General features: G+C 70.6%; 32 protein-coding genes. 18 read left to right on the forward strand and 14 right to left on the reverse strand.

Going from position 1 to position 24,286, the window contains the following annotated elements:
• The first annotated feature begins 83 nt into the window (after positions 1-83).
• The 3 genes from AB0230_RS00210 to AB0230_RS00220 all read left to right on the forward strand — a co-directional run bounded on the left by AB0230_RS00210 (position 84) and on the right by AB0230_RS00220 (position 1,948).
• Complete coding sequence (locus tag AB0230_RS00210) at positions 84-368, forward strand: hypothetical protein (RefSeq protein WP_315992934.1); 285 nt, start codon at positions 84-86, stop codon at positions 366-368.
• Between the two features lie 16 nt (positions 369-384).
• Positions 385-588 carry a cold-shock protein gene (locus AB0230_RS00215; protein ID WP_013583139.1) on the forward strand — a complete coding sequence of 68 codons (204 nt, stop codon included), beginning with the start codon at positions 385-387 and terminating at the stop codon, positions 586-588.
• A 244-nt stretch (positions 589-832) separates the two neighbouring features.
• Complete coding sequence (locus tag AB0230_RS00220) at positions 833-1,948, forward strand: acyl-CoA desaturase (protein WP_363393321.1); 1,116 nt, start codon at positions 833-835, stop codon at positions 1,946-1,948.
• 142 nt (positions 1,949-2,090) lie between these two features.
• Here AB0230_RS00220 and AB0230_RS00225 read toward each other — a convergent pair whose 3' ends face one another.
• A complete protein-coding gene (locus AB0230_RS00225; protein WP_363392367.1) occupies positions 2,091-2,693 on the reverse strand; it encodes a M15 family metallopeptidase in 603 nt (200 codons plus the stop codon).
• Between the two features lie 84 nt (positions 2,694-2,777).
• The gene (locus AB0230_RS00230) at positions 2,778-3,281 is read right to left on the reverse strand and encodes a metallophosphoesterase family protein (protein ID WP_315992936.1); all 504 of its coding nucleotides are present in this window, start codon (positions 3,279-3,281) and stop codon (positions 2,778-2,780) included.
• A gap of 57 nt (positions 3,282-3,338) precedes the next feature.
• Between AB0230_RS00230 and AB0230_RS00235 the strand changes: the two genes are divergently transcribed.
• The gene (locus AB0230_RS00235; RefSeq protein ID WP_315992937.1) at positions 3,339-4,007 is read left to right on the forward strand and encodes a response regulator transcription factor; all 669 of its coding nucleotides are present in this window, start codon (positions 3,339-3,341) and stop codon (positions 4,005-4,007) included.
• Positions 4,000-5,082: a HAMP domain-containing sensor histidine kinase gene (locus tag AB0230_RS00240; RefSeq protein ID WP_366373295.1), complete on the forward strand. Its 1,083-nt coding sequence runs from the start codon at positions 4,000-4,002 to the stop codon at positions 5,080-5,082. The genes AB0230_RS00235 and AB0230_RS00240 overlap by 8 nt, the downstream gene beginning before the upstream one ends.
• Before the next feature lie 23 nt (positions 5,083-5,105).
• Here the strand turns inward: AB0230_RS00240 and AB0230_RS00245 are convergent, their stop codons facing one another.
• Positions 5,106-5,531, reverse strand: coding sequence for a VanZ family protein (locus tag AB0230_RS00245; RefSeq protein ID WP_315992939.1), 426 nt, complete (start codon positions 5,529-5,531; stop codon positions 5,106-5,108).
• A gap of 113 nt (positions 5,532-5,644) precedes the next feature.
• Here AB0230_RS00245 and AB0230_RS00250 point away from each other — a divergent pair, with 113 nt between their 5' ends.
• A complete protein-coding gene (locus AB0230_RS00250) occupies positions 5,645-6,046 on the forward strand; it encodes a DUF3054 domain-containing protein (protein ID WP_315992940.1) in 402 nt (133 codons plus the stop codon).
• Between the two features lie 87 nt (positions 6,047-6,133).
• Here AB0230_RS00250 and AB0230_RS00255 read toward each other — a convergent pair whose 3' ends face one another.
• Positions 6,134-6,655 carry an ACT domain-containing protein gene (locus AB0230_RS00255; RefSeq protein ID WP_315992941.1) on the reverse strand — a complete coding sequence of 174 codons (522 nt, stop codon included), beginning with the start codon at positions 6,653-6,655 and terminating at the stop codon, positions 6,134-6,136.
• A gap of 63 nt (positions 6,656-6,718) precedes the next feature.
• On the opposite strand from AB0230_RS00255, the gene AB0230_RS00260 reads away from it, so the two are divergent.
• Entirely contained in the window at positions 6,719-6,997 is a 279-nt protein-coding gene (locus AB0230_RS00260; RefSeq protein ID WP_315992942.1) for a DUF6412 domain-containing protein, read from the forward strand.
• A 187-nt stretch (positions 6,998-7,184) separates the two neighbouring features.
• Complete coding sequence (gene yidC / locus AB0230_RS00265) at positions 7,185-7,874, forward strand: membrane protein insertase YidC (RefSeq protein WP_363578914.1); 690 nt, start codon at positions 7,185-7,187, stop codon at positions 7,872-7,874.
• 19 nt (positions 7,875-7,893) lie between these two features.
• Here yidC and AB0230_RS00270 read toward each other — a convergent pair whose 3' ends face one another.
• From AB0230_RS00270 to AB0230_RS00280, 3 genes are all read right to left on the reverse strand, one after another.
• Entirely contained in the window at positions 7,894-9,132 is a 1,239-nt protein-coding gene (locus AB0230_RS00270; protein ID WP_315992944.1) for an MFS transporter, read from the reverse strand.
• Between the two features lie 115 nt (positions 9,133-9,247).
• Positions 9,248-9,463 (reverse strand): SCO4848 family membrane protein, encoded by a 216-nt coding sequence (locus AB0230_RS00275; protein WP_315992945.1) that lies wholly within the window; start codon positions 9,461-9,463, stop codon positions 9,248-9,250.
• A 43-nt stretch (positions 9,464-9,506) separates the two neighbouring features.
• The gene (locus AB0230_RS00280) at positions 9,507-9,848 is read right to left on the reverse strand and encodes a TraR/DksA C4-type zinc finger protein (RefSeq protein ID WP_315992946.1); all 342 of its coding nucleotides are present in this window, start codon (positions 9,846-9,848) and stop codon (positions 9,507-9,509) included.
• Positions 9,849-9,900: 52 nt separating this feature from the next.
• On the opposite strand from AB0230_RS00280, the gene AB0230_RS00285 reads away from it, so the two are divergent.
• Positions 9,901-10,245, forward strand: a complete 345-nt coding sequence (locus tag AB0230_RS00285; RefSeq protein WP_315992947.1) for a DUF2834 domain-containing protein — start codon at positions 9,901-9,903, stop codon at positions 10,243-10,245.
• A gap of 71 nt (positions 10,246-10,316) precedes the next feature.
• Here AB0230_RS00285 and AB0230_RS00290 read toward each other — a convergent pair whose 3' ends face one another.
• Positions 10,317-11,177 carry an SDR family oxidoreductase gene (locus AB0230_RS00290; RefSeq protein WP_366373300.1) on the reverse strand — a complete coding sequence of 287 codons (861 nt, stop codon included), beginning with the start codon at positions 11,175-11,177 and terminating at the stop codon, positions 10,317-10,319.
• 93 nt (positions 11,178-11,270) lie between these two features.
• Here AB0230_RS00290 and AB0230_RS00295 point away from each other — a divergent pair, with 93 nt between their 5' ends.
• From AB0230_RS00295 to AB0230_RS00305, 3 genes are all read left to right on the forward strand, one after another.
• A complete protein-coding gene (locus AB0230_RS00295; protein ID WP_315992949.1) occupies positions 11,271-11,639 on the forward strand; it encodes a helix-turn-helix domain-containing protein in 369 nt (122 codons plus the stop codon).
• 3 nt (positions 11,640-11,642) lie between these two features.
• The gene (locus tag AB0230_RS00300; RefSeq protein ID WP_315992950.1) at positions 11,643-12,698 is read left to right on the forward strand and encodes an FUSC family protein; all 1,056 of its coding nucleotides are present in this window, start codon (positions 11,643-11,645) and stop codon (positions 12,696-12,698) included.
• A 90-nt stretch (positions 12,699-12,788) separates the two neighbouring features.
• A complete protein-coding gene (locus AB0230_RS00305) occupies positions 12,789-13,436 on the forward strand; it encodes an LON peptidase substrate-binding domain-containing protein (protein WP_315992951.1) in 648 nt (215 codons plus the stop codon).
• Between the two features lie 87 nt (positions 13,437-13,523).
• On the opposite strand, the gene AB0230_RS00310 is transcribed toward AB0230_RS00305, so the two are convergent.
• The 4 genes from AB0230_RS00310 to AB0230_RS00325 form a co-directional block, all read right to left on the reverse strand.
• Positions 13,524-14,300 (reverse strand): isocitrate lyase/phosphoenolpyruvate mutase family protein, encoded by a 777-nt coding sequence (locus tag AB0230_RS00310; protein ID WP_315992952.1) that lies wholly within the window; start codon positions 14,298-14,300, stop codon positions 13,524-13,526.
• Positions 14,297-14,962, reverse strand: a complete 666-nt coding sequence (locus AB0230_RS00315) for an SDR family oxidoreductase (protein ID WP_363392386.1) — start codon at positions 14,960-14,962, stop codon at positions 14,297-14,299. Before AB0230_RS00315 ends, AB0230_RS00310 begins: the two co-directional genes overlap by 4 nt.
• 1 nt (position 14,963) lies before the next feature.
• Positions 14,964-15,347 carry a PPOX class F420-dependent oxidoreductase gene (locus AB0230_RS00320; RefSeq protein ID WP_315992954.1) on the reverse strand — a complete coding sequence of 128 codons (384 nt, stop codon included), beginning with the start codon at positions 15,345-15,347 and terminating at the stop codon, positions 14,964-14,966.
• A gap of 86 nt (positions 15,348-15,433) precedes the next feature.
• A complete protein-coding gene (locus AB0230_RS00325; protein WP_366373304.1) occupies positions 15,434-15,832 on the reverse strand; it encodes a YchJ family metal-binding protein in 399 nt (132 codons plus the stop codon).
• Between the two features lie 94 nt (positions 15,833-15,926).
• Here AB0230_RS00325 and AB0230_RS00330 point away from each other — a divergent pair, with 94 nt between their 5' ends.
• Entirely contained in the window at positions 15,927-16,838 is a 912-nt protein-coding gene (locus AB0230_RS00330) for a 5'-3' exonuclease (RefSeq protein WP_366373306.1), read from the forward strand.
• A 1-nt stretch (position 16,839) separates the two neighbouring features.
• Here the strand turns inward: AB0230_RS00330 and AB0230_RS00335 are convergent, their stop codons facing one another.
• Positions 16,840-17,832: a PHP domain-containing protein gene (locus AB0230_RS00335; protein WP_315992957.1), complete on the reverse strand. Its 993-nt coding sequence runs from the start codon at positions 17,830-17,832 to the stop codon at positions 16,840-16,842.
• Positions 17,833-17,835: 3 nt separating this feature from the next.
• Complete coding sequence (trpD, locus tag AB0230_RS00340) at positions 17,836-18,897, reverse strand: anthranilate phosphoribosyltransferase (protein WP_315992958.1); 1,062 nt, start codon at positions 18,895-18,897, stop codon at positions 17,836-17,838.
• A gap of 133 nt (positions 18,898-19,030) precedes the next feature.
• Between trpD and AB0230_RS00345 the strand changes: the two genes are divergently transcribed.
• The 5 genes from AB0230_RS00345 to AB0230_RS00365 all read left to right on the forward strand — a co-directional run bounded on the left by AB0230_RS00345 (position 19,031) and on the right by AB0230_RS00365 (position 24,135).
• Complete coding sequence (locus tag AB0230_RS00345; RefSeq protein ID WP_315992959.1) at positions 19,031-19,702, forward strand: heme-copper oxidase subunit III; 672 nt, start codon at positions 19,031-19,033, stop codon at positions 19,700-19,702.
• Positions 19,703-19,716: 14 nt separating this feature from the next.
• Positions 19,717-20,529 (forward strand): cytochrome c, encoded by an 813-nt coding sequence (locus tag AB0230_RS00350; protein WP_298875568.1) that lies wholly within the window; start codon positions 19,717-19,719, stop codon positions 20,527-20,529.
• 44 nt (positions 20,530-20,573) lie between these two features.
• Positions 20,574-21,632: a Rieske 2Fe-2S domain-containing protein gene (locus AB0230_RS00355; RefSeq protein ID WP_315992960.1), complete on the forward strand. Its 1,059-nt coding sequence runs from the start codon at positions 20,574-20,576 to the stop codon at positions 21,630-21,632.
• The gene (locus AB0230_RS00360; RefSeq protein WP_366373310.1) at positions 21,629-23,473 is read left to right on the forward strand and encodes a cytochrome bc complex cytochrome b subunit; all 1,845 of its coding nucleotides are present in this window, start codon (positions 21,629-21,631) and stop codon (positions 23,471-23,473) included. Before AB0230_RS00355 ends, AB0230_RS00360 begins: the two co-directional genes overlap by 4 nt.
• Positions 23,474-23,727: 254 nt before the next feature.
• Positions 23,728-24,135 carry a rhodanese-like domain-containing protein gene (locus tag AB0230_RS00365; protein WP_315992962.1) on the forward strand — a complete coding sequence of 136 codons (408 nt, stop codon included), beginning with the start codon at positions 23,728-23,730 and terminating at the stop codon, positions 24,133-24,135.
• The last annotated feature ends 151 nt before the right edge of the window (positions 24,136-24,286 follow it).

Consider the following 24,286-nt stretch of genomic DNA (forward strand, 5'->3'; position numbering starts at 1 on the left):
TTTCCGACAGCATTCCCTCCCTCACCCATCGCGTGCCTCGCTCGACGGCCTCGGTCCTCGCGTCGCACTCGCGGAAAGTTCTTGTGTCTTTGCTTCACCCTTCGCCACTGTCGTGGCGCCAGGCCGATCTCGACGTCTACGTCGCGACGGCCGGATCCGACTACGCCGGTTTCGTCGGCGCGGCCACCTCGGGCTACGAAGCCCAAGGTCCGCTCGGCGAGAACCTCGGCGTCCACGCGTCCGTCGTCGCGGCTCAGGCCGCGGTCGACGGGCACCGCGTCCGTGTCACCGATTCGGTGCCGCGGCGTCCCCGTCCGCTCCGCACGCGTCGGAGCGGCACCCACGGTCGCATCTGCGGCCCAACATGAATAAAGGAAGAACACGATGGCCACTGGCACCGTGAAATGGTTCAACTCCGAAAAGGGCTACGGCTTCATCGCTCCCGATGACGGCTCGGCCGACCTGTTCGCGCACTTCAGCGCGATCCAGGGCAACGGCTTCAAGGAGCTCACCGAGGCCCAGAAGGTCGAGTTCGACGCTGAGCAGGGCCCCAAGGGCATGCAGGCGGCGAACATCCGCCCCCTCTGAGCTCCGCTCCTCTGCACGAGAGCCGGGCGCGTCGCCGACGCGACGCCCCGGCTTTCGTCGTTTCCGGGCGGCGGCGGCCCGGCCGTCGCGGGGGCGCTCGCACGCGCGGATGTTTCCGTTTCCCGTGAGGCTCCTGCACATGTGGATGTATTCCGGGGCCTTTATACGGCGACCCGTAATGTGAACCTCGGGTCGGGAAGCCGTCGGCCCGACCTCCGTAGAACGCACACCCGAGGAGCAGCAGATCGCTACCCCCGTCGCCGAGTCCCGCCTCGGCCCCGTACGTCAGACCTATTCCGGAACCAAGGAATTCCCCCCGATCACCAAGGCCTACACGGAGCTGTCGCAGGTGGTCCGCGAGAGCGGGCTGCTCGTACGCACCCCGCGGTTCTACGCGGGTGTCGCCGTGGCGATCGTGCTCGGGTTCGCCGGGTGCATCACCGGCTTCATCCTTCTCGGCGACAGCTGGTTCCAACTGATCATCGCCGCGGTCCTCGGCATCCTGTTCACGCAGGTCGCCTTCCTCGCGCACGAGGCGGCCCACCGGCAGATCTTCGCCTCCGGCCCCGCCAACGACCGCCTCGGCCTCTTCATCGGCAACGGCATCGTCGGCATGAGCCGCTCGTGGTGGGCATCGAAGCACACCCGGCATCACGCCAACCCGAACCGCGTCGGCAAAGACCCCGACATCGAGATCGACACGATCTCGTTCCTCGACGTCGACGCCGCCAAGGCGCGCGGCGTGCAGCGCTGGATCACGCAGCGCCAGGGCTATCTCTTCTTCCCGCTGCTGGCCTTCGAGGGCATCAACCTCTACGTCCTGGCGCTCCGTCACCTGCTCTCGCGCGGCGAGAACAAGGACCGTTGGAAGGAGCTCGGCCTGCTCGCCCTGCGCCACACGATCTTCATCGCCCCGATCTTCGTCTTCCTGCCGGTGGGCCTCGCATTCGCGTTCTTCGGCGTCTCGGTCGCCGTGTTCGGCATCTACATGGGCGCGTCCTTCGCGCCCAACCACAAGGGGATGCCGGTCATCGAGCCCGGCGCGAAGCTCGACTTCTTCAGCAAGCAGGTGCGCACCTCGCGCAATGTCTCGGGCGGCTGGTGGGCCACGTGGCTCATGGGCGGGCTCAATTACCAGATCGAGCACCACCTGTTCCCGAACATGCCGCGCCCGCACCTCAGCCGCGCCCGCGTCATCGTGCGCGAGCACTGCGCGACGCTGGACGTGCCCTACGTCGAGACGACGCTGTTCCAGTCCTACGGGATCGTCATCCGGTACCTCAACCGGGTGGGCCTCGCTGCCCGCGACCCGTTCGAGTGCCCGATGACCTCGGCGGCGCGCCACCTCAACGCGGAGTGATCCCCGTCGAACGACGGCGCCGTGCCCTCCGGGGCGCGGCGCCGTCGTTCTCCGCGGCCGGGCTTGTTCGAGCGCGCGGTGATCGAGGGCGGTGAGAACGCCACCCCTTCACGCACGCGGGTGCACCTTCGGGCGGGCGCCGTCACCCGCGCGCATCCGCGAGCGGCGGAGGACACTCGCCGCCGTCCGTCGTCGCCCGTTCGAAATGCCACCTCTCGTTCGCATAGGTCTGGCAGAGGCCCCATTCGCGGCCGTGCTCGATGATCCACAGCTGGGCGTCCAGCGATCCGATGTCGACGGCGTGCCCGGTCACGTGGCTGGACTGCTCGGGAGTCGCGACGAATTCGCGAGCCACCTCCTCGCTGCCGTAGGTGCGGATCGCCTCTTGCAGGAGCCAGCGCTGATAGGCCTCACTTCGCCATCCGCTGGTGATGTCGAACGAGATGCCGTCGTCGTCGGCCACCTCCGCCGCGGCCCGCAACGCCTCGAGCAGCTCGGCGTCGAGGCGTCCCAGTGCCGGATGCCCGTCATCGGCCGGCGTCAACGGCTCGGCATCCGGGATCATGCCGTCGGCCTCGGTCGGCGGGAACGGAACCGCAGCGCTGATCCCCGCGACGAACGACGACGCGGTCACCGTCGACAGGACGACGAGGGCGACGATGAGCACGACGATCGCCCCGCCGGCGCCGACGAGCAGCACGAGGAGGCGACGACGGACGGGGCGTGGAGACCGGGACGAACGCATGCCACCAGTCGATCGCGACGACCGTTGCCGGAGCGTATGCCGCCGGGCATACGACGGCGATAGTCCCGTCCGGACCGGTCACGATCAGTCGCGCGAGACCTCGTGCAGGAGCACGTCGCGGACGGCGCCGTCCGACAGCGTCGCCGTCATGACCGTGCACGCCGGTTGGCGGCGCCGATCGGTGGGCGAGCCGGGGTTGAGCAGCCGCAGTCCCGCGGGGGTCAGCGAGTCCCACGGGATATGGCTGTGCCCGAACACGAGCACGTCCGTGTCGGGGTAGGCGGCATCCATGCGCTTCTCCCGCCCCGCGGCGGCGCCCGTCTCGTGCACCACGGCGAGGCGCACCCCGTCGATCTCGGCACGGGCCACCTCGGGCAGACGCGTCCGCAGGCCGTCCCCGTCGTTGTTGCCCCAGACCCCCAGCACGGGTCCGATCGCCGACAGATCGTCGAGCACGCTCTCCTCGACCCAGTCGCCGGCGTGCACGATGAGATCGGCCCGGGATGCCATCCGCCGCACCGCCGTGGGGAGAGCTCGGGCCCTCTTCGGCACGTGCGTGTCGGCGAGGAGCAGAAGTCGCGTCGGCATGCGTCCACGCTACCGACGCATACGTCGGCGATATCCCCGCCCGCCTACGATGACGGGATGCGCGTGCTGATCGTCGAGGACGAACCCTTCCTCGCCGAGGCGATCCGTGACGGCCTCCGGCTCGAGGCGATCGCCGCCGATATCGCCGGCGACGGCGACACCGCTCTCGAACTGCTCGGCTACACCGCGTACGACGTCGTGGTGCTCGACCGCGACATCCCGGGCCCGAACGGCGACGAGATCGCGCGGGACCTGGCTGCCCGTGCAACCGCGCCCCGCGTCCTGATGCTGACCGCGGCCGACCGCCTCGACGACAAGGCGTCGGGGTTCGAGAGCGGCGCCGACGACTACCTGACCAAACCCTTCGTGCTGCGCGAGCTCGTCCTGCGCCTCCGGGCTCTCGCCCGGCGCCCTGCGGCCTCCGCCCCACCGGTGCTCGACCAGGACGGCATCCGCCTCGACCCGTTCCGCCGCGAGGTCTACCGCGACGGTCGATACGTCTCGCTGACGCGGAAGCAGTTCGCGGTGCTGGAGGTGCTGATGACCGCGAGGGGCGGGGTCGTCAGCGCCGAGGCGCTGCTGGAGCGCGCGTGGGACGAGAACGCCGACCCGTTCACGAACGCCGTGCGCATCACCATCTCCACGCTCCGCAAGCGCCTCGGCGAGCCCTGGCTCATCCAGACGGTTCCGGGCGTCGGCTACCGCATGGGTCCGCTCGATGGATGAGCGCGCACCCGGCCTGTCGGTGCGCGTCAAGCTCACGTTGAGCTACGCCGCGTTCGTCGTGATCGTCGGTGTCGCCGTCTTCGCGCTCGGGTTCCTCGTGCTGCGCTTCCTGCCGGAGGGGAACCTCTTCTCCGACAGCGGCGCGTTCACCCCCGCGCGCGGAGACTTGACGGAGGCGTTCGTGCGATACGCCTGGTACACGGTGGCGGGCCTCGCGGTCGTCGGCCTCGGCGGCGGGTGGGTCGTGTCGGGCATCATGCTGCGGCCTCTCACCCGCATCACCGACACCGCCCGCGCCGTGCAGGGCGGCGATCTGGAACGGCGCGTCGCCCAGCCCGGCCGACGCGACGAGCTCACCGATCTGGCCGACACCTTCGACGCGATGCTCGAACGTGTCGGCGAGACCCTCCGCGAGCAGAAGCGGTTCGCCGCGAACGCGTCGCACGAGCTGCGCACGCCGCACGCGACGATGCGCACCATGCTGGAGGTGGCGCGTGCCGATCCGGCCGGGGTCGACATCGACACGCTCCTCGACCGGCTCGACACCACCAACGAACGTGCGATCCGACTCACCGAAGCGCTGCTCCTGCTGTCGCGCGCCGGCAGCACGACGCCTCTGCCGCGCGGCTCCGTCGATGTCGGCTCCGTCGTCCGGGCGGCCGTCGTCGAGGCGCAGTCAAGCGCTCACGACGCCGGTGTCGCGCTGACGGCGCAGACCGCCTCGGAGGTGACGGCCCATGGCGACGAGACGCTCCTCGCCCAAGCGGTGACCAACCTCGTGCGCAACGCCGTCGTGCACAACGTCCCGGGCGGCTGGGTGCGCGTGGGCGTGCACAGCGATGCCGCCGAGGTGTTCGTGGACGTCGCCAACACCGGGGCTCCGCTCACGGACGCCCTCGTCGCCACGCTCCCGGAGCCGTTCGTGCGCGGCGCCGGCCGGACGCGCGGGCGTGGGGACGGGACGGGGCTGGGCCTCACGATCGTCGCCTCGGTCGCGCGCGCGCATGACGGAGTGCTCGAACTCTGGCCGCGCGAGGGCAAGGGCCTTTACGCGCGGCTTCGTCTGCCGCGCTGATCGCGGCGCGAGCGGCGCGCGCGTCATCGACGTGCGAGCAGCCTGCCCCCGACGACCACGACCGTTCCGATCAGTGCTCCGGCGGTGTTGGCCACGACATCGCTCGGGTCCGGCACACGCCCGGGGATGACGGTCTGCGCGATCTCGATCGTGGCCGACACCGCCGCCCCCAGGACCACGGATGCCGGCGCCCACCGCAGCGGGAGCAGCAGCGCGACCGCCGCACCGAGGGGGATGAAGAATCCGATGTTCACGGCCACATCGACACCCCAGCCGAACAGCACCTCGGTCCACACCGGCGGGAGCCGATCGAGCACATCGAGGGCGAGGGAGCGCGCCGGCCACGCGATCGAGCGCGGCGCGAGCGTGAGCGCGGCCGTCACGGCCAAGACCCCCGTGGCGCCCAGCACGCGGGCGGGGGTGAGCAGCGGTGCGCGGCGATCTGTCATGAGAACCTCCGGGTCGACGAATCACCAGCCCATCGCGCGGCGTGTTGCCCCGGCGTCTGCGGGAGTCGATACGTCGGCGATAGGCGGGCCCGCGAGAGGGCGAGAATGGAGGCGTGCCATCGACCCGCCGCTCCCCCGCCGCCCTCGCTCTCCTCGTGGACGCCGTCCTCGTGACCGTCTTCGCCGCCATCGGGCGGGCGACCCATGACGGCGACGTGCTCGGGCCGTTCGGTTCGGGGCTCGCGACGACGGCCTGGCCCTTCCTCGTCGCCCTCCTCGTCGGCTGGCTGGTGTCACGGGCGTGGCGCGGCCCGGTCGCGCTCGTCCGCACGGGGCTGCCCGTCTGGGCCGTCACGGTGATCCTCGGCATGGTGCTGCGTGCCGTCAGCGGTCAGGGCGTCGCGGTGGCGTTCGTCATCGTCGCGGCCGTCACGCTCGCGCTGTTCCTGCTCGGGTGGCGCGGGATCGCGCGCCTCATCGGACGGGGACGACGGACCGCGACGCGACCGCTCTGAGCCCCACCCGGTCGCTTCGCGTCGGCGCCCCGGTCCTGGCACCCGACGTCCGGAACGCACGCGCCACCGGGATGCCGGACCGAGAGGTCAGGCTTCGTCGGACAGGGTGACGTCGACCTGGATCTCCGTCGCCAACCTCTCCAACTCCGCCACCAGGTCGTCGACGACGACGGTCGCAGCGAGCGTCGCCGTGATCGAGGCCTCGAACAGTCGTCCGCCGGCCATCGCGGCATCCGTCGTCTGCGTCGACATGCGTTCGATACTCGCGCCCTGCGCGCTGAGTGCGGTCGACAGCTCGCGCACGATACCGGGGCGGTCGTTTCCGACCACGTCGAACGTCACCGTGCGCGCGGCAGCGGCAGCGGCGGCGGCAGCAGCTCCGGCGTGCACCGTGACGGCGAGCGTTCCGGCCAGCCCCTCGAGTGCGGCGCGCAGGGCGGCGGCGCCGTCGGCGGCGATCGAGACCTCGACGATGCCGGCGAAAGCTCCCGCCAGCTCGGCGAGCTCGCTGTTCTCCCAGTTGCCGCCGTGGGCGTCGACGATGTCGGCGACGGAGGACACGAGCCCGGCGCGATCGTCGCCGACGATGGTGAGGACGAGGGTGGTCATGGCGACAGCGTAGCGAGCTGCCCACTGCTACCGTGGGACCACGAGACTCCCGGGGGTGAGCGTGTGATCGCATCGATGATCGCCGTGCTCAACCTCGTGCTCGCCTCCGCCGAGCTGGCCGTGACACCCGGAGGGGGGACACCGCTGCTGGCGGTCGTCCTGGCCGCGGCGGTCGTCGTCACCGCCGTGATCGTGCTCGTCGTCCTCCCGGCGCTCCTGGCCGCCACGGCGCCGCCGAGTCCCCGGCCCGCCGATCCCTCGGCACCGATCGCCCAGAGCGATCCCGATGCCGCCGGCCACCCGCGCCCGCGCGCGCCGGGCCGCACGATCCGCGTCGCCTGATCCCGACCGCCTTGCCGCGTCCCGCGGCATTCTCCGGCGTTCTCTGCGAACTGCGACGCCGGTCGCCCGCGCCCGCCCGGCTCCTGCCGTCGACCGCGCCCCGCGACCGATCCCCGCCGTGATCGACGCACCGATTGGACGCCCCGTGGACCTCTTCGCCCTTCCTCCCCTCGCTTTCCTCCTCGACATGACCACCCGCGCTCTGCTCGCGCTCGCCGCCGTCTTCGACCCGCTCGTGCCGGGCGCCGCCGCCGCCCTCGCGGTCGTCGCCGTGACCGTGATCGTGCGGATGCTCCTCATCCCCGTGGGCGTGTCGCAGGCGCGTGCCGAGCAGACACGCGCGCGCCTCGCCCCGCAGCTGCGCGCCCTGCAGGAGCGGTGGCGGAAGAACCCGGAACGTCTGCAGAGCGAGACGATGCAGCTCTACCGCGACGAAGGCGCCTCCCCCTTCGGCGGCTGCCTGCCCCTGCTCGCGCAGGCTCCGGTGGTGGGGCTGCTGTACGCGGTGTTCCTGCATCCCGTCGTCGGCGGACACGCGAACCTCCTCCTCGCGCACGACCTCTGGGGTGTCCCCCTCGGACGCAGCCTGGTCTCCGCCCTCTCGACGGGAACGGTGGATGCCGCCACCGCCGCCGTGATCGGCGGGATCGTCGTCGTGATCGCCGGGGTCGCCGAGCTCACCCGACGCCTGCTCCGGCCTGCGGTCGACCCCTCCGCGCCAGCCTGGACGGGCGCGATGGTCGGCGCGCTGCAGTTCACCACGGCCGTCGTGGCGGTGTTCGTGCCTCTGGCCGCCGGCCTCTATCTCGCGGTGACCACCGTGTGGACGCTCGCGCAGAGGCTGATCCTGCGCCGTCGCTACCCGCTCCCGGCGTGAGGTCCGGGCGGACGCGGGCTCACACGGTGAGCGGGGCGGCGTCCCACCGCGGCGCAGACGACGCATTGACCGCCGCCATGGCGAGCACGAGCAGCGCCGCGCCCGCGGGAAGAAGCATCGCCGTGGCCACCGAGACATCCTCGGCGATCGCGCCGGTCACCGCCGACGACACCGCTTGGGCGAGGGTCAGCGCGGAGGCGAGCAGGGTCATGGTCGAGGCGGTTCGTCCGCGCGGGGCGCGGTGACCGGCGAGGCTGAACAGCGTCACGAGCGAGGGCCCGACGCCGATGCCCATGAGGCACAGCACGATCGTGACGGTGACCACGGATCCGCCGACCGTGTACGCCCCCGCGGACGCGGTGAGGATAGCCGCGAACAGCACCAGGCGCCAGCGCAGCGCGAAGCGCGCGGGCAGGGCCGCGACGGCCAGGGCCAGGACGGCCGAGCCGACGCCCATCACGCCGTAGAGCAGCGCCCCCGCCTCGGGTGCGCCCTGGGCCTCCATGAACGCGGTCAGCGAGGTCAGCGTCGAACCGAAGAACAGTCCGACGCCGAAGACGGCCGCGATCAGCACGAGCATGCGGGGGTGCAGCACGTCACGGAAGGGCGCCATCTCCTCGCGCTCCGACCGTTCGGGTACGGCCCGTCCGGTCGGGTGCAGCGCGAACGCGGTGACGAAGACGAAGCTCAGCACCGCGGCGCCGATGATGGGCGCCCAGGGGGCGACGAGCGCGGCGAGGACGCCGACGACGAAGGGGCCGATGACGAAGGCGGTCTCGTCTGCGGCCGACTCGTACGCCATCGCACGCGAGAAGGTGCGCTCACGGCGCTCGGGGCGCACCCGGTCGCCGATGAGGGCCATCACGCGGCTCCGCGACATCGCGGCGGTCTGCGGGCCGGTGAGACCGATCGCCGTCGCGACGATGAGCAGCAGCGCCTCACCGGGGGCCGATGCCACCACGAGCGGGAAGAGCGCGAGCAGGATGCCGTTGGCCACCCCCACCGGGACGAGCACGCGCCGCTGGCCGTGACGGTCGGCGAGGTCGCCGAGCACGGGGCCCGCGACGACGACGCCGAGGCCGACGGCGGCGGAGGTGAGCCCGCCGAGCGCCACGGAGCCGCGCAGGGCGACGACGATGGCGAGGACGCCGACGGTCATCATCGCGAACGGCAGACGAGCGACGAACGCGACCGGGAAGTACCAGAATCCGGTGTGGTGGATCAACGGTCGGTCGACGACGGGGGCGGGGTGGTGCATGAGGATCTCCGGGGCGTGGGGCAGTGCCGCCTTGCCGGTCCGGTAGGTAGATGCACGAGGTGCGGCGGGCGAACCCGCGCGACCAGTCTACCGAAAGGCCTCGACCGGGGCCCGGTCAGCTCACGATCGCGGCGATGGCGGCGAGCACGGACGCGAGGGCGAGCACGAGGGCGACCGCGATGAGCACGGTGTGCACGATGAGGAACGCCGTCGGCTTGCCCGCGGCATCCCGCGCCCGGGGGTCCTTCGCGATGCGCGGGTAGAAGCGCGGCCAGACGACGGCGTTGAAGACGGCGTTGGCGAACAGCAGCACGATCAGCAGGGGTTCCACACGTCGAGCCTAGGCGCCCCCGTCCGCCCGTCGCGCCGCGCGACTACCGCGCGCAGTCGATGCACCGCCGCGCGAACGGCCGCGCCTCCAGGCGGGCGTCCGCGATGGGCCGGCCGCACCGCTCGCACACCCCGAAGGTCCCGGATGCCACGCGCTCGCGCGCAGCGCGGATCTCGGCGCGTTCGGCCTCGGCTCCGCGACGCAGCGCGTCGACCTGGGCCCACTCCCCCGACAGCGTCGATCCCTCGGGGTCGTGCTCGTCGTCGGCTGTTGCGTCGGCGCGGTCGTGACGAAGACTCTCCTCGTCGTCGTGCAGGCGGGAGAGGCGGTGAGCGATCTCCCGCTCCCGTTCCTCCAGCACGCGCCGTGCGGTGTCGGCATCCATGCCTCGACGCTAGCCCCCTCCGCCGACACCGGCGCTGGGGCAGGATCGCGGCATGAGCGAAATCCGACGCCACTGGTCGCCGACCGCGGTCGCGTTCCTCGTCCTGTCCGTCGCCGGCCTGGTCGGCACCTGGACCTTCAACGCCTTCGCCATCGTGCAGATGCGCGACTTCATCGGGGATCTCGTCACGAGCGGACCCGCGGTGTCGTCGATCACGATCGACCTGCTCGTCGTGGCGATCACCGGGAGCGTTTTCGTGATCGTCGAGGCGCGGCGGCTCGGCATGCGCTTCGCGTGGCTGTACATCGTGCTCTCCGGCGTGACCGCGTTCGCCTTCACGTTCCCGCTCTTCCTGGCCATGCGCCAGCGCCGCCTGACCGCCCTCGAGAACGCGTGAGTCGCCGAGGATCGTCGCCTCCACAGGCGCAGAAGCGACGAATCCCGGCGACTCATGCGAGGGACGAGGGGTCAGCGGGCGGCGAGGCCCTCGCGGAGTCCGTCGACCAGCGGGGTTGTCGGGCGACCGATCAGCTCCGACAGCGTGCCGTCGGTCTGCGAGAGCGCACCGCGCGCGATGGCGTCGTCGATCCCCGCGACGAACGCCGCCGTCCCGGCATCCAGGCCCGCCGCCTGCAGGCCGGCCTCCAGCTGCTCGAGCGTCACCGCCGTGTACGTCACCGGACGGCCGAGCACCTCGCCCGCGGCCGCGGCGAGGTCGTCGTAGGTCCACGCCACATCTCCGCCGACCTCGAGGGTGCGTCCGGCGAGCTCGTCGGTGGTCAGGGCGATCGCCGCCGCCGCCGCATAGTCGCGACGGCTCGCGCTGGCGACACGCGCATCCCCGACGGCCGCGACGATCTCGCCGGTGTCGGCCGCGCGGGCCACGGCATCCAGGTAGTTCTCGGTGTACCAGTTGTGACGCAGGACCGTCGCCGACAGGCCCGACGCGGCGATCGCCTCCTCGGTGGCCTTGTGATCGGCGCCGAGCGCGTAGTCGACCTGGTCGACGCGCGGGGCGCTGGTGTAGACGAGGCGCTCCACGCCGGCCGCGCGCGCCGCGTCGATGACATTGCGGTGCCCGGTCACGCGGTCGGCGTCGGTCCCCGAGATCAGCAGCACGCGGTCGACGCCCGCGAAGGCTGCGGCGAGGGTCTCGGGGCGGGAGTAGTCGAGCTCGACGACGCCGACGCCGCGCGCGGCGAGGTCGTCGACCTTCGCGGGCGTGCGGACGCCGGCGACGATGTCGGATGCCGCGACGCCGCGCTCGAGGAGAGCGTCGACGACGAGACGGCCGAGGTGTCCGGAGGCTGCGGTGACGAGGAGAGTCATGGGAGTGTCCTTTCGATCGGTACGCCTCGTGCAACGGCGGCCGCCCGCCTGCATTCCGGAATGCAGGTACCCACTTTCTGGTTAGGTACTCACATGAGCGTCAGTCTTGCCGATCTGCGCGGCCGCAACCCCGAGATCTTCACCGACGGCTGCCCCACCCGCACCGTGCTCGATCACGTGATGGGCAAGTGGGGCATCCTCGTGCTGCTGGCGCTGTCCGACGGCACGCAACGCTGGGGCGTCCTCCGCCGCAACATCTCCGGGATCAGCGAGAAGATGCTGGCCAGCACCCTCAAGACGCTCGAGGGCGACGGACTCGTGCAACGCACGGCCTACCCCGAGGTCCCGCCCCGCGTCGAGTACGCCCTCACACCGCGCGGACGCGATCTCATGACGCGCGTGATCCCCCTCATGGAGTGGGTCGCCGACAACGCCGACGACATCGTGGCGCGGAAGGACTGACCCGTGCGCATCCCCGACCTGCGCACGGTGCGCGGCAGTCTCACCGTCCGCGCGCCGCGGCGTGTCCCCCTGCTCCAGGTGGCGAAGTCCGCGCTCGCCATCGTGGCGGCGTGGCTCCTGGCGGGCTGGCTCGTGCAGGGTCCGCCCCCGATCTTCGCCGCGATCGCGGCGCTCCTCGTCGTCCAGCCGAGCATCAACCAGTCGTTCACCCGCGCCGTCGAACGCAGCGTCGGCGTCATCGTCGGCGTCCTCATCGCCGCCCTCCTCGGCCTCGCCTTCGGGTCGCAGCCGTGGGTGGCGCTCCTCTCGGCGGGGGTGGCGCTGGCCGTCGCCTGGGCCGCCCGGATCTCGCCGGGCGCGACGAACCAGATCGCGATCAGCGCCCTCCTCGTGCTCGCCCTCGGCACCGCGACCCCGAACTACGCCCTCGACCGCGTCCTCGAGACCCTCATCGGCGCTGCCATCGGCATCGTCGTCAACACCGTCCTCGTCCCGCCCGTGCTCGTGCCCGCGGCCCGCGAGAAGGTCGACGTCCTCGGACGCGAGCTGGCCGCGGCCCTCGAGCGCCTCGCCGACGCCCTCGAGAGGCCGCAGACCCCGGCATCCCTCGAGGGGCTCCTGCTCGAGGCGCGGTTGCTGCGCCCCGTCAGGGATGCCGCCGCCGATGCGATCCGCGAGGGAGCCGACTCGCTGGCCTTGAACCCCCGCAGCAACCGGCACCGCGCGGAGCTCGCGCAGATGGGTGCGCTGCTGGATCGCTTCACCCCGGTGGTGACGCAGACCGTCGGTATGACGCGTGCCGTCTACGACGGTTACGAGAGCTCCATCGTCGACGAGCCGGCGGTGCGCGCGATCGCGGAGCAGTTGCACCGGGCCGCGCACGACGTGCGGTTGGCGTTCGCCCTCGACGCGGGGCCCGAGCGGGCGGTCGACACCGAGCCCGCGCTCACCCGCCCCCTGCAGATCCAGACGCCCTCGACCCTGCACTGGGTGCTCACGGGATCGCTCCTGATGGATCTGCACCGCGTCCACGAGACGCTCCGTGAGACCGAGGACTGAGCCGGACGGCATCCCTGTCCTCTCCGCAAGCCCCCTGAGGATCGGCGCCGTCGCGACCCCGTCGTCCCCCGGCGCTGGTTGACTGGGGCCATGGGTACCGCGATGTTCCCCCTCGGAGCCGTCCTCTTCCCGCACACGCCCCTCGCGCTGCGGATCTTCGAGGAGCGCTATCTCGTCATGCTGGGGCGCCTGCTCGACGAGACCGACCCCGCCTTCGGCGTGGTGCTCATCGAGCGCGGCTCCGAGACCGGCGGCGGCGACCAGCGTTTCGCCCTCGGCACCATGGCGCAGCTCAGTCACGTCGTCCCGCAGGCGGGGCAGATGCAGATCGTGGCGCGCGGGACCGAGCGCTTCGAGATCGTCGAGTGGCTCGACGACGCGCCCTATCCGCGCGCCGACGTCCGCGCCCTCCCCGACCTCGAGTGGAACGACGCACTGATGCCGCTGCTCGAGGAGGCCGAGCGCATCGTGCGGCGCGTGCTCGGCCGCGCCCAGCAGTACGGTGGCACGCGCTGGGATCCCGAGGTCGAGCTGTCGGAGGAGCCGCTCCCCCGCGCCTGGCAGGTCGCCGCGATCGCGCCGCTGGGTGAACTCGACCAGATGGAGCTCCTGCGCTCCGAGACCCTGGGCGGGCTGCTCCGCGCGACCATCGACCTCACCCTCGCGGCCGAGCCGCTGCTGAACGACCCGGTGCCCGACGGGGTCATCGTCGTCGACGAGGACGACGACGAGGTCTGACATCGGCGGTCGCCCCGCGGATGCCGACCACGACGCGACGGAGTCCGGAACACCGCCGACGCGGCATCCCGGACTCCGGTGCGGCGGTCAGTTCAGTTCGCGGACCGTCGACGGAATGACGCCGTCGGCGTAGAGGTCGATCGCGAGATCCTGGAGCGCCGTCAGCGCGACGCGTTGGGTCTGCGGGCCGTACGAGATGCGGGAGACGCCCAGCGCCTCGTACTCGGCGGCCGTGAGGTTGCCCGGGACGCCGATGACGCTCAGCTTCCGCTCCCCGAGACCCTCGACCAGGCGCCGGGTCGTGTCGGCATCGAGCTTCCCGGGCACGAACACCGAGGTGGCACCCGCCGCGAGGAACGCGCGGCCGCGCTCGACGGCATCCGCGATCTTGTCGTCGAGCGACCGATCCGCACCCTTCAGGAACACGTCGGTGCGGGCGTTGAGCGCGAAGGGGACGCCCTCCGCCTCACCGGCGGCGATCACCGCTTCGACGGCGGCGACGGCCTCGGCGAGCGGCTTCACCCGGTCCTCGACGTTGGCGCCCACGACGCCGACGCCGATCGCCCGGCGCGTCGTCTCGCCCGGATCGCCGAAGCCGGCGTCGAGGTCCGCGCTGACGGGCACGTCGACGGCGGCGACGATGCGTCCGACCATGTCGAGCATGAGCTCGACGGGGATGTTCTCGCCGTCCTCGTAGCCGAAGGTCGCGGCGATCGAATGACCCGCTGTCGCGAGCGCCTTCGTCTCGGGAAGCGCCGCGACGGCCCGTGCCGACACGACGTCCCAGACGTTGACGACGCGGAGGATCTCGGGGGCGGCGTGCAGCCCGACGAGGGTCTGCGCGCGGTCGGCGACGGCGGTCATGCGTCGCTCCCCGCGTGCTCGGCGACGATGGCCTCGGCGATGAGCGTGTCCCCGGCGCCGAAGCGGATGAAGCGCCCGATGGTCGCCGGCTGCACGAGCACGGCGGCGGCCACGGCCGCGACGTCGGCGCGCGAGACCTCGCCCTTGCCCTGCGGTGCGGTGGTGATGCGTCCCGTCGGCGGGTCGAGGGTGAGCGTGCCCGGGCCGAGGATGGTCCAGTCCAGCTCGCTCGCCCGCAGGTGGTCGTCGGCCGCGAGCTTCGCGTCGGCGTAGGCGTAGAACGAGTCGTCGGGGTCGATCCCGTGATCGGGCGTCGAACCGATCCACGACACCATCACGAAGCGTCGCACGCCCGCCTTCGCCGCGGCGTCGACCGCGCGCTGCGCGGCGTCGCGATCGACGGCGTAGGTGCGCTCGGCGCTGCCGCCGCCGGCCCCGGCGGACCACACGATCGCGTCGGCGCCCTCGAAGGCTGCGGCCATCTCGTCGGTGTCGGCATTCTCCACGTCGAGCACGAGGGGCGTCCCGCCCGCCTGTTCGATGTCGCCGGCCTGGTCGGGATTGCGGATGACGGAGGTGGCCTCGTCGCCGCGGTCGGCGAGCAGCCGTGCCAGGTGCAAGGCCACCTTCCCGTGCCCTCCGATGATCACGATGCGTTCCATGTCACTGTCCTCCTACGTTGTCGATCGACATCTTCAAGATCACGCGGTCGGCGCGATCGGGCGGCGCCTCCTGCTGCGCGTTGCCGTAGCGCATGCCGAGGAAGACGTAGAACGCGCCCTCGGGGTCGGGCTCCACCTCGATGAGGCGACCGCGCACCTCGATGTAGCGGTACGGGCGCTCGGGGTCGAAGACCATGAGGCTCATCGACGGATTGCGCTGCAGGTTGCGGTACTTCTGGCGCGTCACGGTGTGCGTGAACAGCAGGTGTTCACCGTCGTAGGCGAACCACATCGGGTTCACCTGCACCGTCCCGTCCGGACGGACGGTGCCGAGACTGCCGTAGTTCGGGTTCTCGAGCAGGTCGCGTTGCGCGTCGGGGATCATGCGTGTCCTTTCGCCGAGGATCCGGAATCGACCCTATTCAGCAGCACCGACACGCCCACGCGGGGTTGACGCCCCGCGTGACGCCGTCACGCCACATCGCCGTCGACGTACACCCACCGCCCGCCCCGCCGCACGAAGCGGCTCCGTTCGACCAGCTCTCCGTCCCGGCCGGCCTGCCGCCAGCACGCGCGGAAGGCCACCACCGCGGCATCCCCGTCCTCCGCCGCGTCCTCGATGATCAGTCCGGTCCACACCGTGCCGTCGTCGACGTCGATGTGATCCGGACGGGTACGGGGATGCCACGACCGGGCGAGGTGCGCCTCGTCGCCGAGCGCGAAGGCGGAGTAGCGCGAGCGCATGAGCCGCTCCGCGCTCGGGGCGGGGGCACCGTCGAGGATCGGCGCACAGCAGTCGCCGAACACCCCGCCCCCGCACGGACACGGCGCTTGCGCCTGTGGACGAGTGGATGCCGACCCGAAAGACATCCCGCCACTCTAGGTCTCGTCCCCGTTCCCTCCCCGCCGTCGAGCCTTCCCGCGCCGATCGCCCCCGAGCACCTCCCGTGCCAGGATCGAGACCGTGACCGACCGCATCATGCTCCTCGACACCGCGTCGCTGTACTTCCGCGCCTTCTACGGCGTGCCCGACAAGGTGAAGGCCGCCGACGGCTCGTCGGTCAACGCCGTCCGGGGCCTGCTCGACATGATCGCCAAGCTCGTCACCACCTACCGCCCCACGCGCCTCGTCGCCTGCTGGGACGACGACTGGCGACCCGCTTGGCGCGTCGACCTGCTCCCGAGCTACAAGGCGCACCGCGTCGTCGAGGCGGTGCCGTCCGGGCCCGACGTGGAAGAGGTCCCCGATCCGCTCGAGGCCCAGATCCCCCTCATCCGGGAAACGCTGGCCGCGCTCGGCATCCCCGTTGTCGGCGCTCCCGAGCACGAGGCCGACGACGTCATCGGCACCCTCGTCACCCGGGCCGACGCGCCCGTCGACGTCGTGACCGGCGATCGCGATCTCTTCCAGCTGATCGACGACGCCCGCGGCATCCGCATCATCTACACCGCCCGCGGCATGAGCAACCTCGAGATCGTCGACGACTCCGCGGTGCTCGGCAAGTACGGCGTGCACGCCGCGCAGTACGCCGACTTCGCGGTCCTCCGGGGCGACCCCTCCGACGGCCTTCCCGGCGTGGCCGGCATCGGCGAGAAGTCCGCCGCCTCGCTCCTTGAGGCCCACGGCTCCCTCGACGCCATCCGCGCCGCCGTAGAGGACGGAACCGCGGGCACCCCCGCGCAGCGCGCGAAGATCGCCGCTGCCGCCGACTACCTCGCCGTCGCCCCGACCGTCGTGCGCGTCGCGCGCGATCTGCCGCTCGCTCCCTTCGACGACGCACTCGGGCCCGTCGACGAGGACGCCGCGACGGCGCTCGCCGAGAAGTGGAACCTGGGCTCGTCGATGACTCGCGCCCTCGCCGCCCTACCGCGCTGAATCAGCGCTTCCTCTCGAGCCACTCCCGCAGCCGCGGCAGCGGCCACGTCGTCACGATCCGCTCGACGGGCACCCCGAGGGCCTCGGCGCGCGCCGCCCCGTAGTCGAGCAGCGACAGCTGGCCGGGAGCATGGGCGTCGGAGTCGATCGAGAACAGGCACCCCGCCGCGATCGCCTGGGAAAGCATCTCGTCGGGCGGATCCTGCCGCTCGGGCCGCGAGTTGATCTCGACCGCGACGCCCGATTCCGCGCACGCCGCGAACACCGCCTCGGCGTCGAACTCCGATGGCGGGCGCGTCCCCCGCGCCCCCTCGACGAGCCTGCCGGTCACGTGCCCCAGCACGTCGACCCGAGGATCCCGCGCCGCCGCCACCAGACGCGTCGTCATGAGCCGACGCTCCATGCGCAGTTTGGAATGAGCGGATGCCACGACCACGTCGAGCGCGTGCAGCAGCTCGTCCTCCTGGTCGAGGCTCCCGTCGTCCAGGATGTCGACCTCGATCCCGGTGAGCAGCGTGAACCCCTCACCACGGTGACCCCGCACGATCTCCATCTGCGCCCGCAGGCGCTCCGGCGACAGACCGTTCGCGACGGTCAGCCGCGGAGAGTGGTCGGTGAGCGCGAGGTACTCGTGCCCCAACCCGCGGGCCGCGTCCACCATCGCCTCGATCGGGGTCAGCCCGTCCGACCACTCGCTGTGGCTGTGCAGATCGCCGCGCAGCAGCGGGCGCACCGTGTCGCCCCCTACCGCCGCCGTCTCCTCGCGCAGTTTCGACAGTCGCTCGGGCACCTCGCCGGCCAGGGCCTGCTGGATGACGGCGAACGTGGAGTCGCCGATGCCCGGGCGCCGCCGCAGTGCCGGGTCGCGCAGCTGCTCCACGGACAGACCCTCGATCGCGGCGGCCGCCGCGCGGAACGCCTTCGACTTGTACCGCGACGACCTCTCCCGCTCGAGCAGGTACGCGATCTCGGTGAGCGCGTCGAGCGGATCCATGCCCTACTCCGCCAGGTCCTTCGACGTCTGCACCCAGGCGTCGAGCTTCGCGGAGGCTCGACCGTCGTCGATCGCCGCCGCCGCATCGGCCATCGCCTCGGCGAGGCGCTCGAGGATCGGACGCTGCACCTGGGCCGCATCCTGGAACAGGCGGAACGACACGAGCCCCGCCGCGGCGTTCAACAGCACGATGTCGCGGACCGGTCCGGTCTCTCCGCCGAGCACCCGCCGCACCACCTCGGCGTTGTGATCGGGAGACCCGCCCAGCAGGTCGTCGATGTCGGCCAGAGGGATGCCGAGATCCCGCGGGTCGAGATCGTGCTCGTGCACGTCGCCGCGGCTGATCTCCCACACCCGGCTGTGGCCGGTGGTCGTCAGTTCGTCGAGGCCGTCGTCGCCGCGGAAGACGAGGGCGGTGGCCCCCCGCGTCCGGAAGACGCCGGTGATGAGCGGCACCCGGTCGAGGTGCGCGACGCCCACGGCATTGGCCTCGGCTCGGGCCGGGTTGCACAGGGGCCCCAGGAAGTTGAAGACCGTGGGCACGCCGAGCTCGGAGCGCGTCGCCGCGGCGTGACGGAAGCCGGGGTGGAAAGCCGAGGCGAACGCGAACGTGATGCCCGTGCGCTCCAGCGTCTCGGCCACCTTCTCGGGCGCGAGCGTCAGGGCGATGCCCAGCGACGACAGCACGTCGCTCGACCCCGACGCCGAACTCGCGGCACGGTTCCCGTGCTTCACGACGGGGACTCCGGATGCCGCCGCCACCACGGCCGCCATCGTCGACACGTTCACGGTGCCGTAGCGGTCTCCCCCGGTACCGACGATGTCGAGCACCTCGGCCCGTACCGGCAGCGGTACAGCGGCCTCCAGGATGGCGTCACGGAATCCGACGATCTCCTCGACCGTCTCGCCCTTCGCCCGCAGCGCCATCAGGAATCCCGCGAGCTGCGAGGGCGTCGCCTCTCCGGCCATGACCTGCCGCATGGCCCACGTGGACTCCGACACGCTGAGGTCGGTACCCGCGAGCAACGAGGAGAGCAGATCGGGCCAAGTGAAGCGTTCCGCCATGCCATGATCCTTTCACACGCGTGTCGCTCGCCCTCACGGAGGCCCACGGCCGTGGAACCGCCTCCGCACCGGGGATTCCTTGCGGATTCTGAGGCTTCCCTAAGTCTCGACGATGGAATATCCCAGGGTGGGGATGGGAATATCGGCCCTCGGGATCGCGCATAATGGAACGGTGACGACCTCAGCGACGTATTCCCAGGCTGTGCGTGCCGTGAAGCGGCCCGACCCGGTCGCCGTGGGCACCATCGTGTGGCTGGGCAGCGAGGTCATGTTCTTCGCCGGCCTGTTCGCGATCTACTTCACCCTGCGCAGCACCTCCGCGCCCCTCTGGGCCGAAGAGACGCAGCTGCTCAACGTCCCCTTCGCGACCGTCAACACGATCATCCTCGTGCTGTCCTCGGTCACGTGCCAGATGGGCGTGTTCGCTGCGGAGCGGTACCAGCCGTACCGCACGGGCAAGCCCACGGGCTTCCTCAAGTGGGGAATGGTGGAGTGGTTCTACCTCACCTTCATCCTCGGCGCGGTCTTCGTGTCGGGTCAGGTGTGGGAGTACGCGACGCTGGTGGCGGAGGGCATGCCCATCAGTGCCAACCCCTACGCCTCGGCCTTCTACCTCACCACCGGCTTCCACGCCCTCCACGTGACGGGTGGCCTCATCGCCTTCCTTCTCGTGATCGGTCGCGCATACGCCGTGAAGAACTTCGGCCGGAAAGAGATGACCACCTCGATCGTCGTGTCCTACTACTGGCACTTCGTCGACGTCGTCTGGATCGCCCTGTTCTTCGTCATCTACTTCCTCAAGTAAGAGAGCTGCACCACATGGCACGCGAGAAGAAGACTCGTCGGGCATCCGGTCGCCGGAGCCCCCTGGCCGCTGCCGCGCTGATCGGCATCGGCCTCCTCCTGACCGGAGGCGTCTACGCCGGCGCGTCGGCCGCCATGGCCGCGACGTCGACCGTCCCCGAGAGCGAGGTGAACTCGGCGACCGCGGTCGACGAGGGTCAGAAGCTCTTCCAGGCGAACTGCGCCACCTGTCACGGTCTCGACCTCCAGGGCAGCCAGCAGGGTCCGTCCCTGTTCGGCGTCGGCGAGCTGTCGGTCCACTTCCAGGTCTCGACCGGTCGCATGCCGCTGCAGGCCCAAGGCCCGCAGGCTCCCGTGAAGCCGCCGCAGTTCACCGAGGAGCAGATCAACGCGATCGCCGCCTACGTGCAGTCGGCCGCTCCCGGCCCCGAGTACCCCTCGGCCGACCTCGTCGACGGCGAGGGCGATCTGTCGCACGGTGCCGAACTGTTCCGCATCAACTGCGCCATGTGCCACAACGTCGCCGGCGCCGGTGGCGCGCTGACCGAAGGCAAGTGGGCGCCCGACCTCCACACGGTCACGCCCGTCAACATGTACGCCGCCATGGTCACCGGGCCGCAGAACATGCCGGTCTTCAACGACCTCAACCTCACCCCCGAAGACAAGCGCGACGTCATCTCCTACCTGATGTACCTCCAGAAGAACGACTCCCCGGGTGGCTACGCCCTCGGCTCGCTCGGTCCGGTCTCTGAGGGTCTGTTCATCTGGATCTTCGGTATCGGGGCGCTCATCGCCCTGACCGTGTGGATCACGGCGAAGTCCAACTGACCGTCGTCTTCGACATTACGTAAACGCACGAGGAGCACAGCACTATGGCACACGCGGACGACGCACTCGAGCACGAGAGGGCTTCCTGGAAGCCCGGCTCGGGGCTCGCCGTCGCGGTTCCCGACGCCGTACAGAACCCCGGCCTTCCCGGTCACCGTCAGCGCATGACGGACCAGGACCCGGCGACGATGAAGCGCGCGGTCCGCACGGTCTACACGCTGTTCTACTTCTCGGTCGCGGCGAGCATCTGGGCGAGCATCGCCTACATGATCTTCCCGATCGAGTCGGGCGCGCTGATCGACATCCGTTACAACAATCTCTTCATCGGACTCGGCATCGCCTTCGCGCTACTGGCGATCGGCATCGGCACCATCCACTGGGGCAAGTCGGTGATGTCCGACAAGGAGTACATCGAAGACCGTCACGCCACGCGTGGGCGCGACCAGGTCCGCGAAGGTGCGATCAACGTCTTCGCCGAGGCCGACAAGGACTCCGGATTCGGCCGTCGCGAGATCATCCGCAACTCGATGTTCGCCGCCCTGGCCGCCTCGGTCATCCCGGGTATCACGCTGTTCCGTGGTCTGGCTCCGCAGGACGTCGACCCGGTGACCGCTCTGAGCCACACGATGTGGAAAGAGGGAATGCGCCTCTCGCACGACCCCTCGGGTCGTCCGATCCGCGCCGCCGACGTCACCCTCGGCTCCGCTTTCCATGTCATCCCCGAGGAGCTCGCCGGCCTCGGCCACGACGAGGGCTACCTCGAAGAGAAGGCCAAGGCCATCGTCCTGCTCATGCGCATGCAGCCGGAGCAGCTGAACCCCGAGACCAACAACCTGGACTGGTCGTACGACGGCATCATCGCGTACTCCAAGGTCTGCACGCACGTCGGCTGCCCCGTGGCGCTGTACGAGCAGCAGACCCACCACCTCCTGTGCCCCTGCCACCAGTCGCAGTTCGACGTCGCCAACGGTGCGGCCGTCATCTTCGGCCCGGCCGCCCGTCCCCTGCCGCAGCTCCCCATCACCGTCGACGCCGAGGGCTACCTCGTCGCTCAGAGTGACTTCCACGAGCCCGTCGGCCCCAGCTTCTGGGAGCGCTCATGAGCACCGGTACCCACCCCACCGAGAACGTCACGACCGAACCGGCCGTGTACTCCGGGCCGCCTCAGGCCCCGGCCGGCCGCGAGGGCAAGCCGCTCGGCGGCAAGTTCGTCGGCGCCGCCGCCAACTACCTCGACGAGCGCACGAGCATGTCGGGCATCGTCAAGGAGCTCGGCCGCAAGGTCTTCCCCGACCACTGGTCGTTCATGCTCGGCGAGATCGCGCTGTGGAGCTTCGTCGTCGTCCTGCTCTCGGGTACGTTCCTGACGTTCTTCTTCCAGGCTTCGATGGTCGAGACGCACTACAACGGTGCCTACGAGCCCATGCGCGGCATCGCGATGTCGGCCGCGATGGAGTCGGCGCTGCACATCTCGTTCGACCTGCGCGGTGGTCTCCTGGTCCGCCAGATCCACCACTGGGCGGCACTCGTGTTCGTGGCCGGTATCGGCGTGCACATGCTGCGCGTCTTCTTCACCGGTGCGTTCCGCAAGCCCCGCGAGCTCAACTGGGTCGTCGGCTTCATCCTCTTCATCCTCGCGATGGCCGAGGGCTTCACCGGATACTCGCTCCCCGACGACCTGCTCTCGGGTAACGGCCTCCGCATCATCGACGGCATGATCAAGGGTCTGCCGATCATCGGAACCTGGACCTCGTTCCTGCTCTTCGGCGGCGAGTTCCCCGGAACCGCGATCGTCGGACGCCTGTACACGCTGCACATCCTGCTGCTGCCCGCGATCCTCGTGGCCCTGCTCGCCGTGCACCTGATGCTGATGATCATCAACAAGCACACGCAGTTCGCCGGCCCCGCCCGGACGAACAGCAATGTCGTGGGCTACCCGATGCTCCCGGTCTACGCCTCCAAGATGGGCGGATTCTTCTTCATCACGTTCGGTGTCATCGTCCTGATCGCCGCCCTCGTGACCATCAACCCCATCTGGAACTACGGTCCGTACGACCCGTCTCCCGTGTCCGCCGGTACCCAGCCCGACTGGTACATCGGCTTCGCCGACGGTGCCCTGCGTCTGGTCCCGCCGCACCTCGAGTTCGTGCTCTGGGGCCACACCTGGTCGTGGAACATCATCTTCCCGGTGGCCGTCCTCGGTCTGTTCATCGTTCTGGTCCTGATCTACCCCTTCATCGAGGCGTGGGTCACGGGCGACAAGCGTGAGCACCACATCGCCCAGCGCCCGCGCAACGCCGCGACGCGCACGGCGATCGGCGCCGCGGGTGTCACCTTCTACGCCGTGATGTGGGCGGCTGCCTCGTCCGACATCATCGCGACGCACTTCCACCTCACGATGGAGGGCGTCATCCACACCCTCCAGGCACTGCTGATCCTCGGACCGGTGCTCGCCTACTTCGTCACCAAGCGCATCTGCATCGCGCTCCAGAAAAAGGACCGCGAGATCGCGCTGCACGGCTACGAGTCGGGTCGCATCGTCCGCCTCCCCGGTGGCGAGTACATCGAGGTCCACCAGCCGGTCGACGAGTACGAGCGCTGGAAGCTGGTCGACAACGAGACCTACGAGCCTCTGGTGGTCCGCCCGAACGACAAGGGTCAGATCCCCTGGCACGAGAACGTGCGTGCGTCGGTGTCGCGGTGGTTCTTCGAGGACCGCCTCGCTCCCCTCACGCAGACCGAGATCGACGCGGCGGTGGCTCACCAGCACCACGAGCTCGACCACATCGCGCACGAGGAGGCCGACGAGATCGCCGGCGCCAACGCTCGCGCCGACGAGGACGGTCGCCCTCACAATGAGGTCGGCGGCCGCGTCGAGGTCGAGATCCCGGCCCCCAAGGGCCTCGAGGAGCGCAACCGTCCGAAAGACGGCAAGAGCGAGTAACCACTCCTCCCTGACGGAACCCCCGGTGCTACGGCGCCGGGGGTTCCGTCTTTTGCTCCGTCGACCCTCCGCAGGAGGCTCGCGTCCGCGCGACAATCGAGAGGCGCTCCACCCGGGGATTCACCGGATGCGGCCGGCCCCGCCGCGTTCCTGGGTGCTTCGGGGATGAGCGATCGGTCTCCTGGCAGGAAGACGACGACGCCTGGCATCCGAACCTCTCCCCTACGGCGTGGACGCGGTCCTACCGTGGAGCCATGACCGACGCCCTCGACTATTTCCGTCACCGCCTCGCCCACGAAACGGACCCCTCGGATGTCTACGCCGCGCAGAAAGCCGGGGATCGCTTCGTTCTCGTCGACGTGCGCGGGGAAGACGCGTGGACCCAGGGTCGTATCGTCGGAGCCGTCCACATGCCCTACCGCGACATCGCCGCGCGAGCGCCCCGGGAGATCGACCCTGACGTCGAGGTCGTCGTCTATTGCTGGAGCCCGGGATGCAACGCCGGGCAGAAGGGCGCCCTCGCGTTCGCGGAGCTCGGCTACCGCGTCCGCGAGATGATCGGTGGCTACGAGTACTGGGTGCGCGAGGGACAGCCGGTCGAGAACGACCACGGACCGCTCGAGCGCGTCTTCGACCCCACGGTGATGGTTGTACGCACGTGACGCCGGGACGCTCCTGACGGCCGTACGCAGTTGTCGACCGCCCGACGTGGCCGCCGGAAGGACGGGACGGTCGCCGGCGGATCGCGAAATCGGTTACTCGCGACTCGCGCGTCGAGTCGCTGACGATCACGCGCTCCGCGGGGCGACGATG

Source organism: Microbacterium sp. NPDC089190 (genome assembly GCF_040701795.1).
In the GTDB taxonomy this organism is placed as follows: domain Bacteria; phylum Actinomycetota; class Actinomycetes; order Actinomycetales; family Microbacteriaceae; genus Microbacterium; species Microbacterium galbum.

Coding starts and splice junctions, on each gene's coding strand:
- AB0230_RS00215 (WP_013583139.1), top strand. CDS start 385: ATGGCCACTGGCACCGTGAAATGGTTCAACTCCGAAAAGGGCTACGGC.
- AB0230_RS00225 (WP_363392367.1), bottom strand. CDS start 2,693: ATGCGTTCGTCCCGGTCTCCACGCCCCGTCCGTCGTCGCCTCCTCGTG.
- AB0230_RS00230 (WP_315992936.1), bottom strand. CDS start 3,281: ATGCCGACGCGACTTCTGCTCCTCGCCGACACGCACGTGCCGAAGAGG.
- AB0230_RS00235 (WP_315992937.1), top strand. CDS start 3,339: ATGCGCGTGCTGATCGTCGAGGACGAACCCTTCCTCGCCGAGGCGATC.
- AB0230_RS00240 (WP_366373295.1), top strand. CDS start 4,000: ATGGATGAGCGCGCACCCGGCCTGTCGGTGCGCGTCAAGCTCACGTTG.
- AB0230_RS00245 (WP_315992939.1), bottom strand. CDS start 5,531: ATGACAGATCGCCGCGCACCGCTGCTCACCCCCGCCCGCGTGCTGGGC.
- AB0230_RS00255 (WP_315992941.1), bottom strand. CDS start 6,655: ATGACCACCCTCGTCCTCACCATCGTCGGCGACGATCGCGCCGGGCTC.
- yidC (WP_363578914.1), top strand. CDS start 7,185: ATGACCACCCGCGCTCTGCTCGCGCTCGCCGCCGTCTTCGACCCGCTC.
- AB0230_RS00270 (WP_315992944.1), bottom strand. CDS start 9,132: ATGCACCACCCCGCCCCCGTCGTCGACCGACCGTTGATCCACCACACC.
- AB0230_RS00280 (WP_315992946.1), bottom strand. CDS start 9,848: ATGGATGCCGACACCGCACGGCGCGTGCTGGAGGAACGGGAGCGGGAG.
- AB0230_RS00285 (WP_315992947.1), top strand. CDS start 9,901: ATGAGCGAAATCCGACGCCACTGGTCGCCGACCGCGGTCGCGTTCCTC.
- AB0230_RS00290 (WP_366373300.1), bottom strand. CDS start 11,177: ATGACTCTCCTCGTCACCGCAGCCTCCGGACACCTCGGCCGTCTCGTC.
- AB0230_RS00295 (WP_315992949.1), top strand. CDS start 11,271: ATGAGCGTCAGTCTTGCCGATCTGCGCGGCCGCAACCCCGAGATCTTC.
- AB0230_RS00305 (WP_315992951.1), top strand. CDS start 12,789: ATGGGTACCGCGATGTTCCCCCTCGGAGCCGTCCTCTTCCCGCACACG.
- AB0230_RS00310 (WP_315992952.1), bottom strand. CDS start 14,300: ATGACCGCCGTCGCCGACCGCGCGCAGACCCTCGTCGGGCTGCACGCC.
- AB0230_RS00315 (WP_363392386.1), bottom strand. CDS start 14,962: ATGGAACGCATCGTGATCATCGGAGGGCACGGGAAGGTGGCCTTGCAC.
- AB0230_RS00320 (WP_315992954.1), bottom strand. CDS start 15,347: ATGATCCCCGACGCGCAACGCGACCTGCTCGAGAACCCGAACTACGGC.
- AB0230_RS00325 (WP_366373304.1), bottom strand. CDS start 15,832: ATGTCTTTCGGGTCGGCATCCACTCGTCCACAGGCGCAAGCGCCGTGT.
- AB0230_RS00335 (WP_315992957.1), bottom strand. CDS start 17,832: ATGGATCCGCTCGACGCGCTCACCGAGATCGCGTACCTGCTCGAGCGG.
- trpD (WP_315992958.1), bottom strand. CDS start 18,897: ATGGCGGAACGCTTCACTTGGCCCGATCTGCTCTCCTCGTTGCTCGCG.
- AB0230_RS00345 (WP_315992959.1), top strand. CDS start 19,031: ATGGGAATATCGGCCCTCGGGATCGCGCATAATGGAACGGTGACGACC.
- AB0230_RS00350 (WP_298875568.1), top strand. CDS start 19,717: ATGGCACGCGAGAAGAAGACTCGTCGGGCATCCGGTCGCCGGAGCCCC.
- AB0230_RS00355 (WP_315992960.1), top strand. CDS start 20,574: ATGGCACACGCGGACGACGCACTCGAGCACGAGAGGGCTTCCTGGAAG.
- AB0230_RS00360 (WP_366373310.1), top strand. CDS start 21,629: ATGAGCACCGGTACCCACCCCACCGAGAACGTCACGACCGAACCGGCC.
- AB0230_RS00365 (WP_315992962.1), top strand. CDS start 23,728: ATGACCGACGCCCTCGACTATTTCCGTCACCGCCTCGCCCACGAAACG.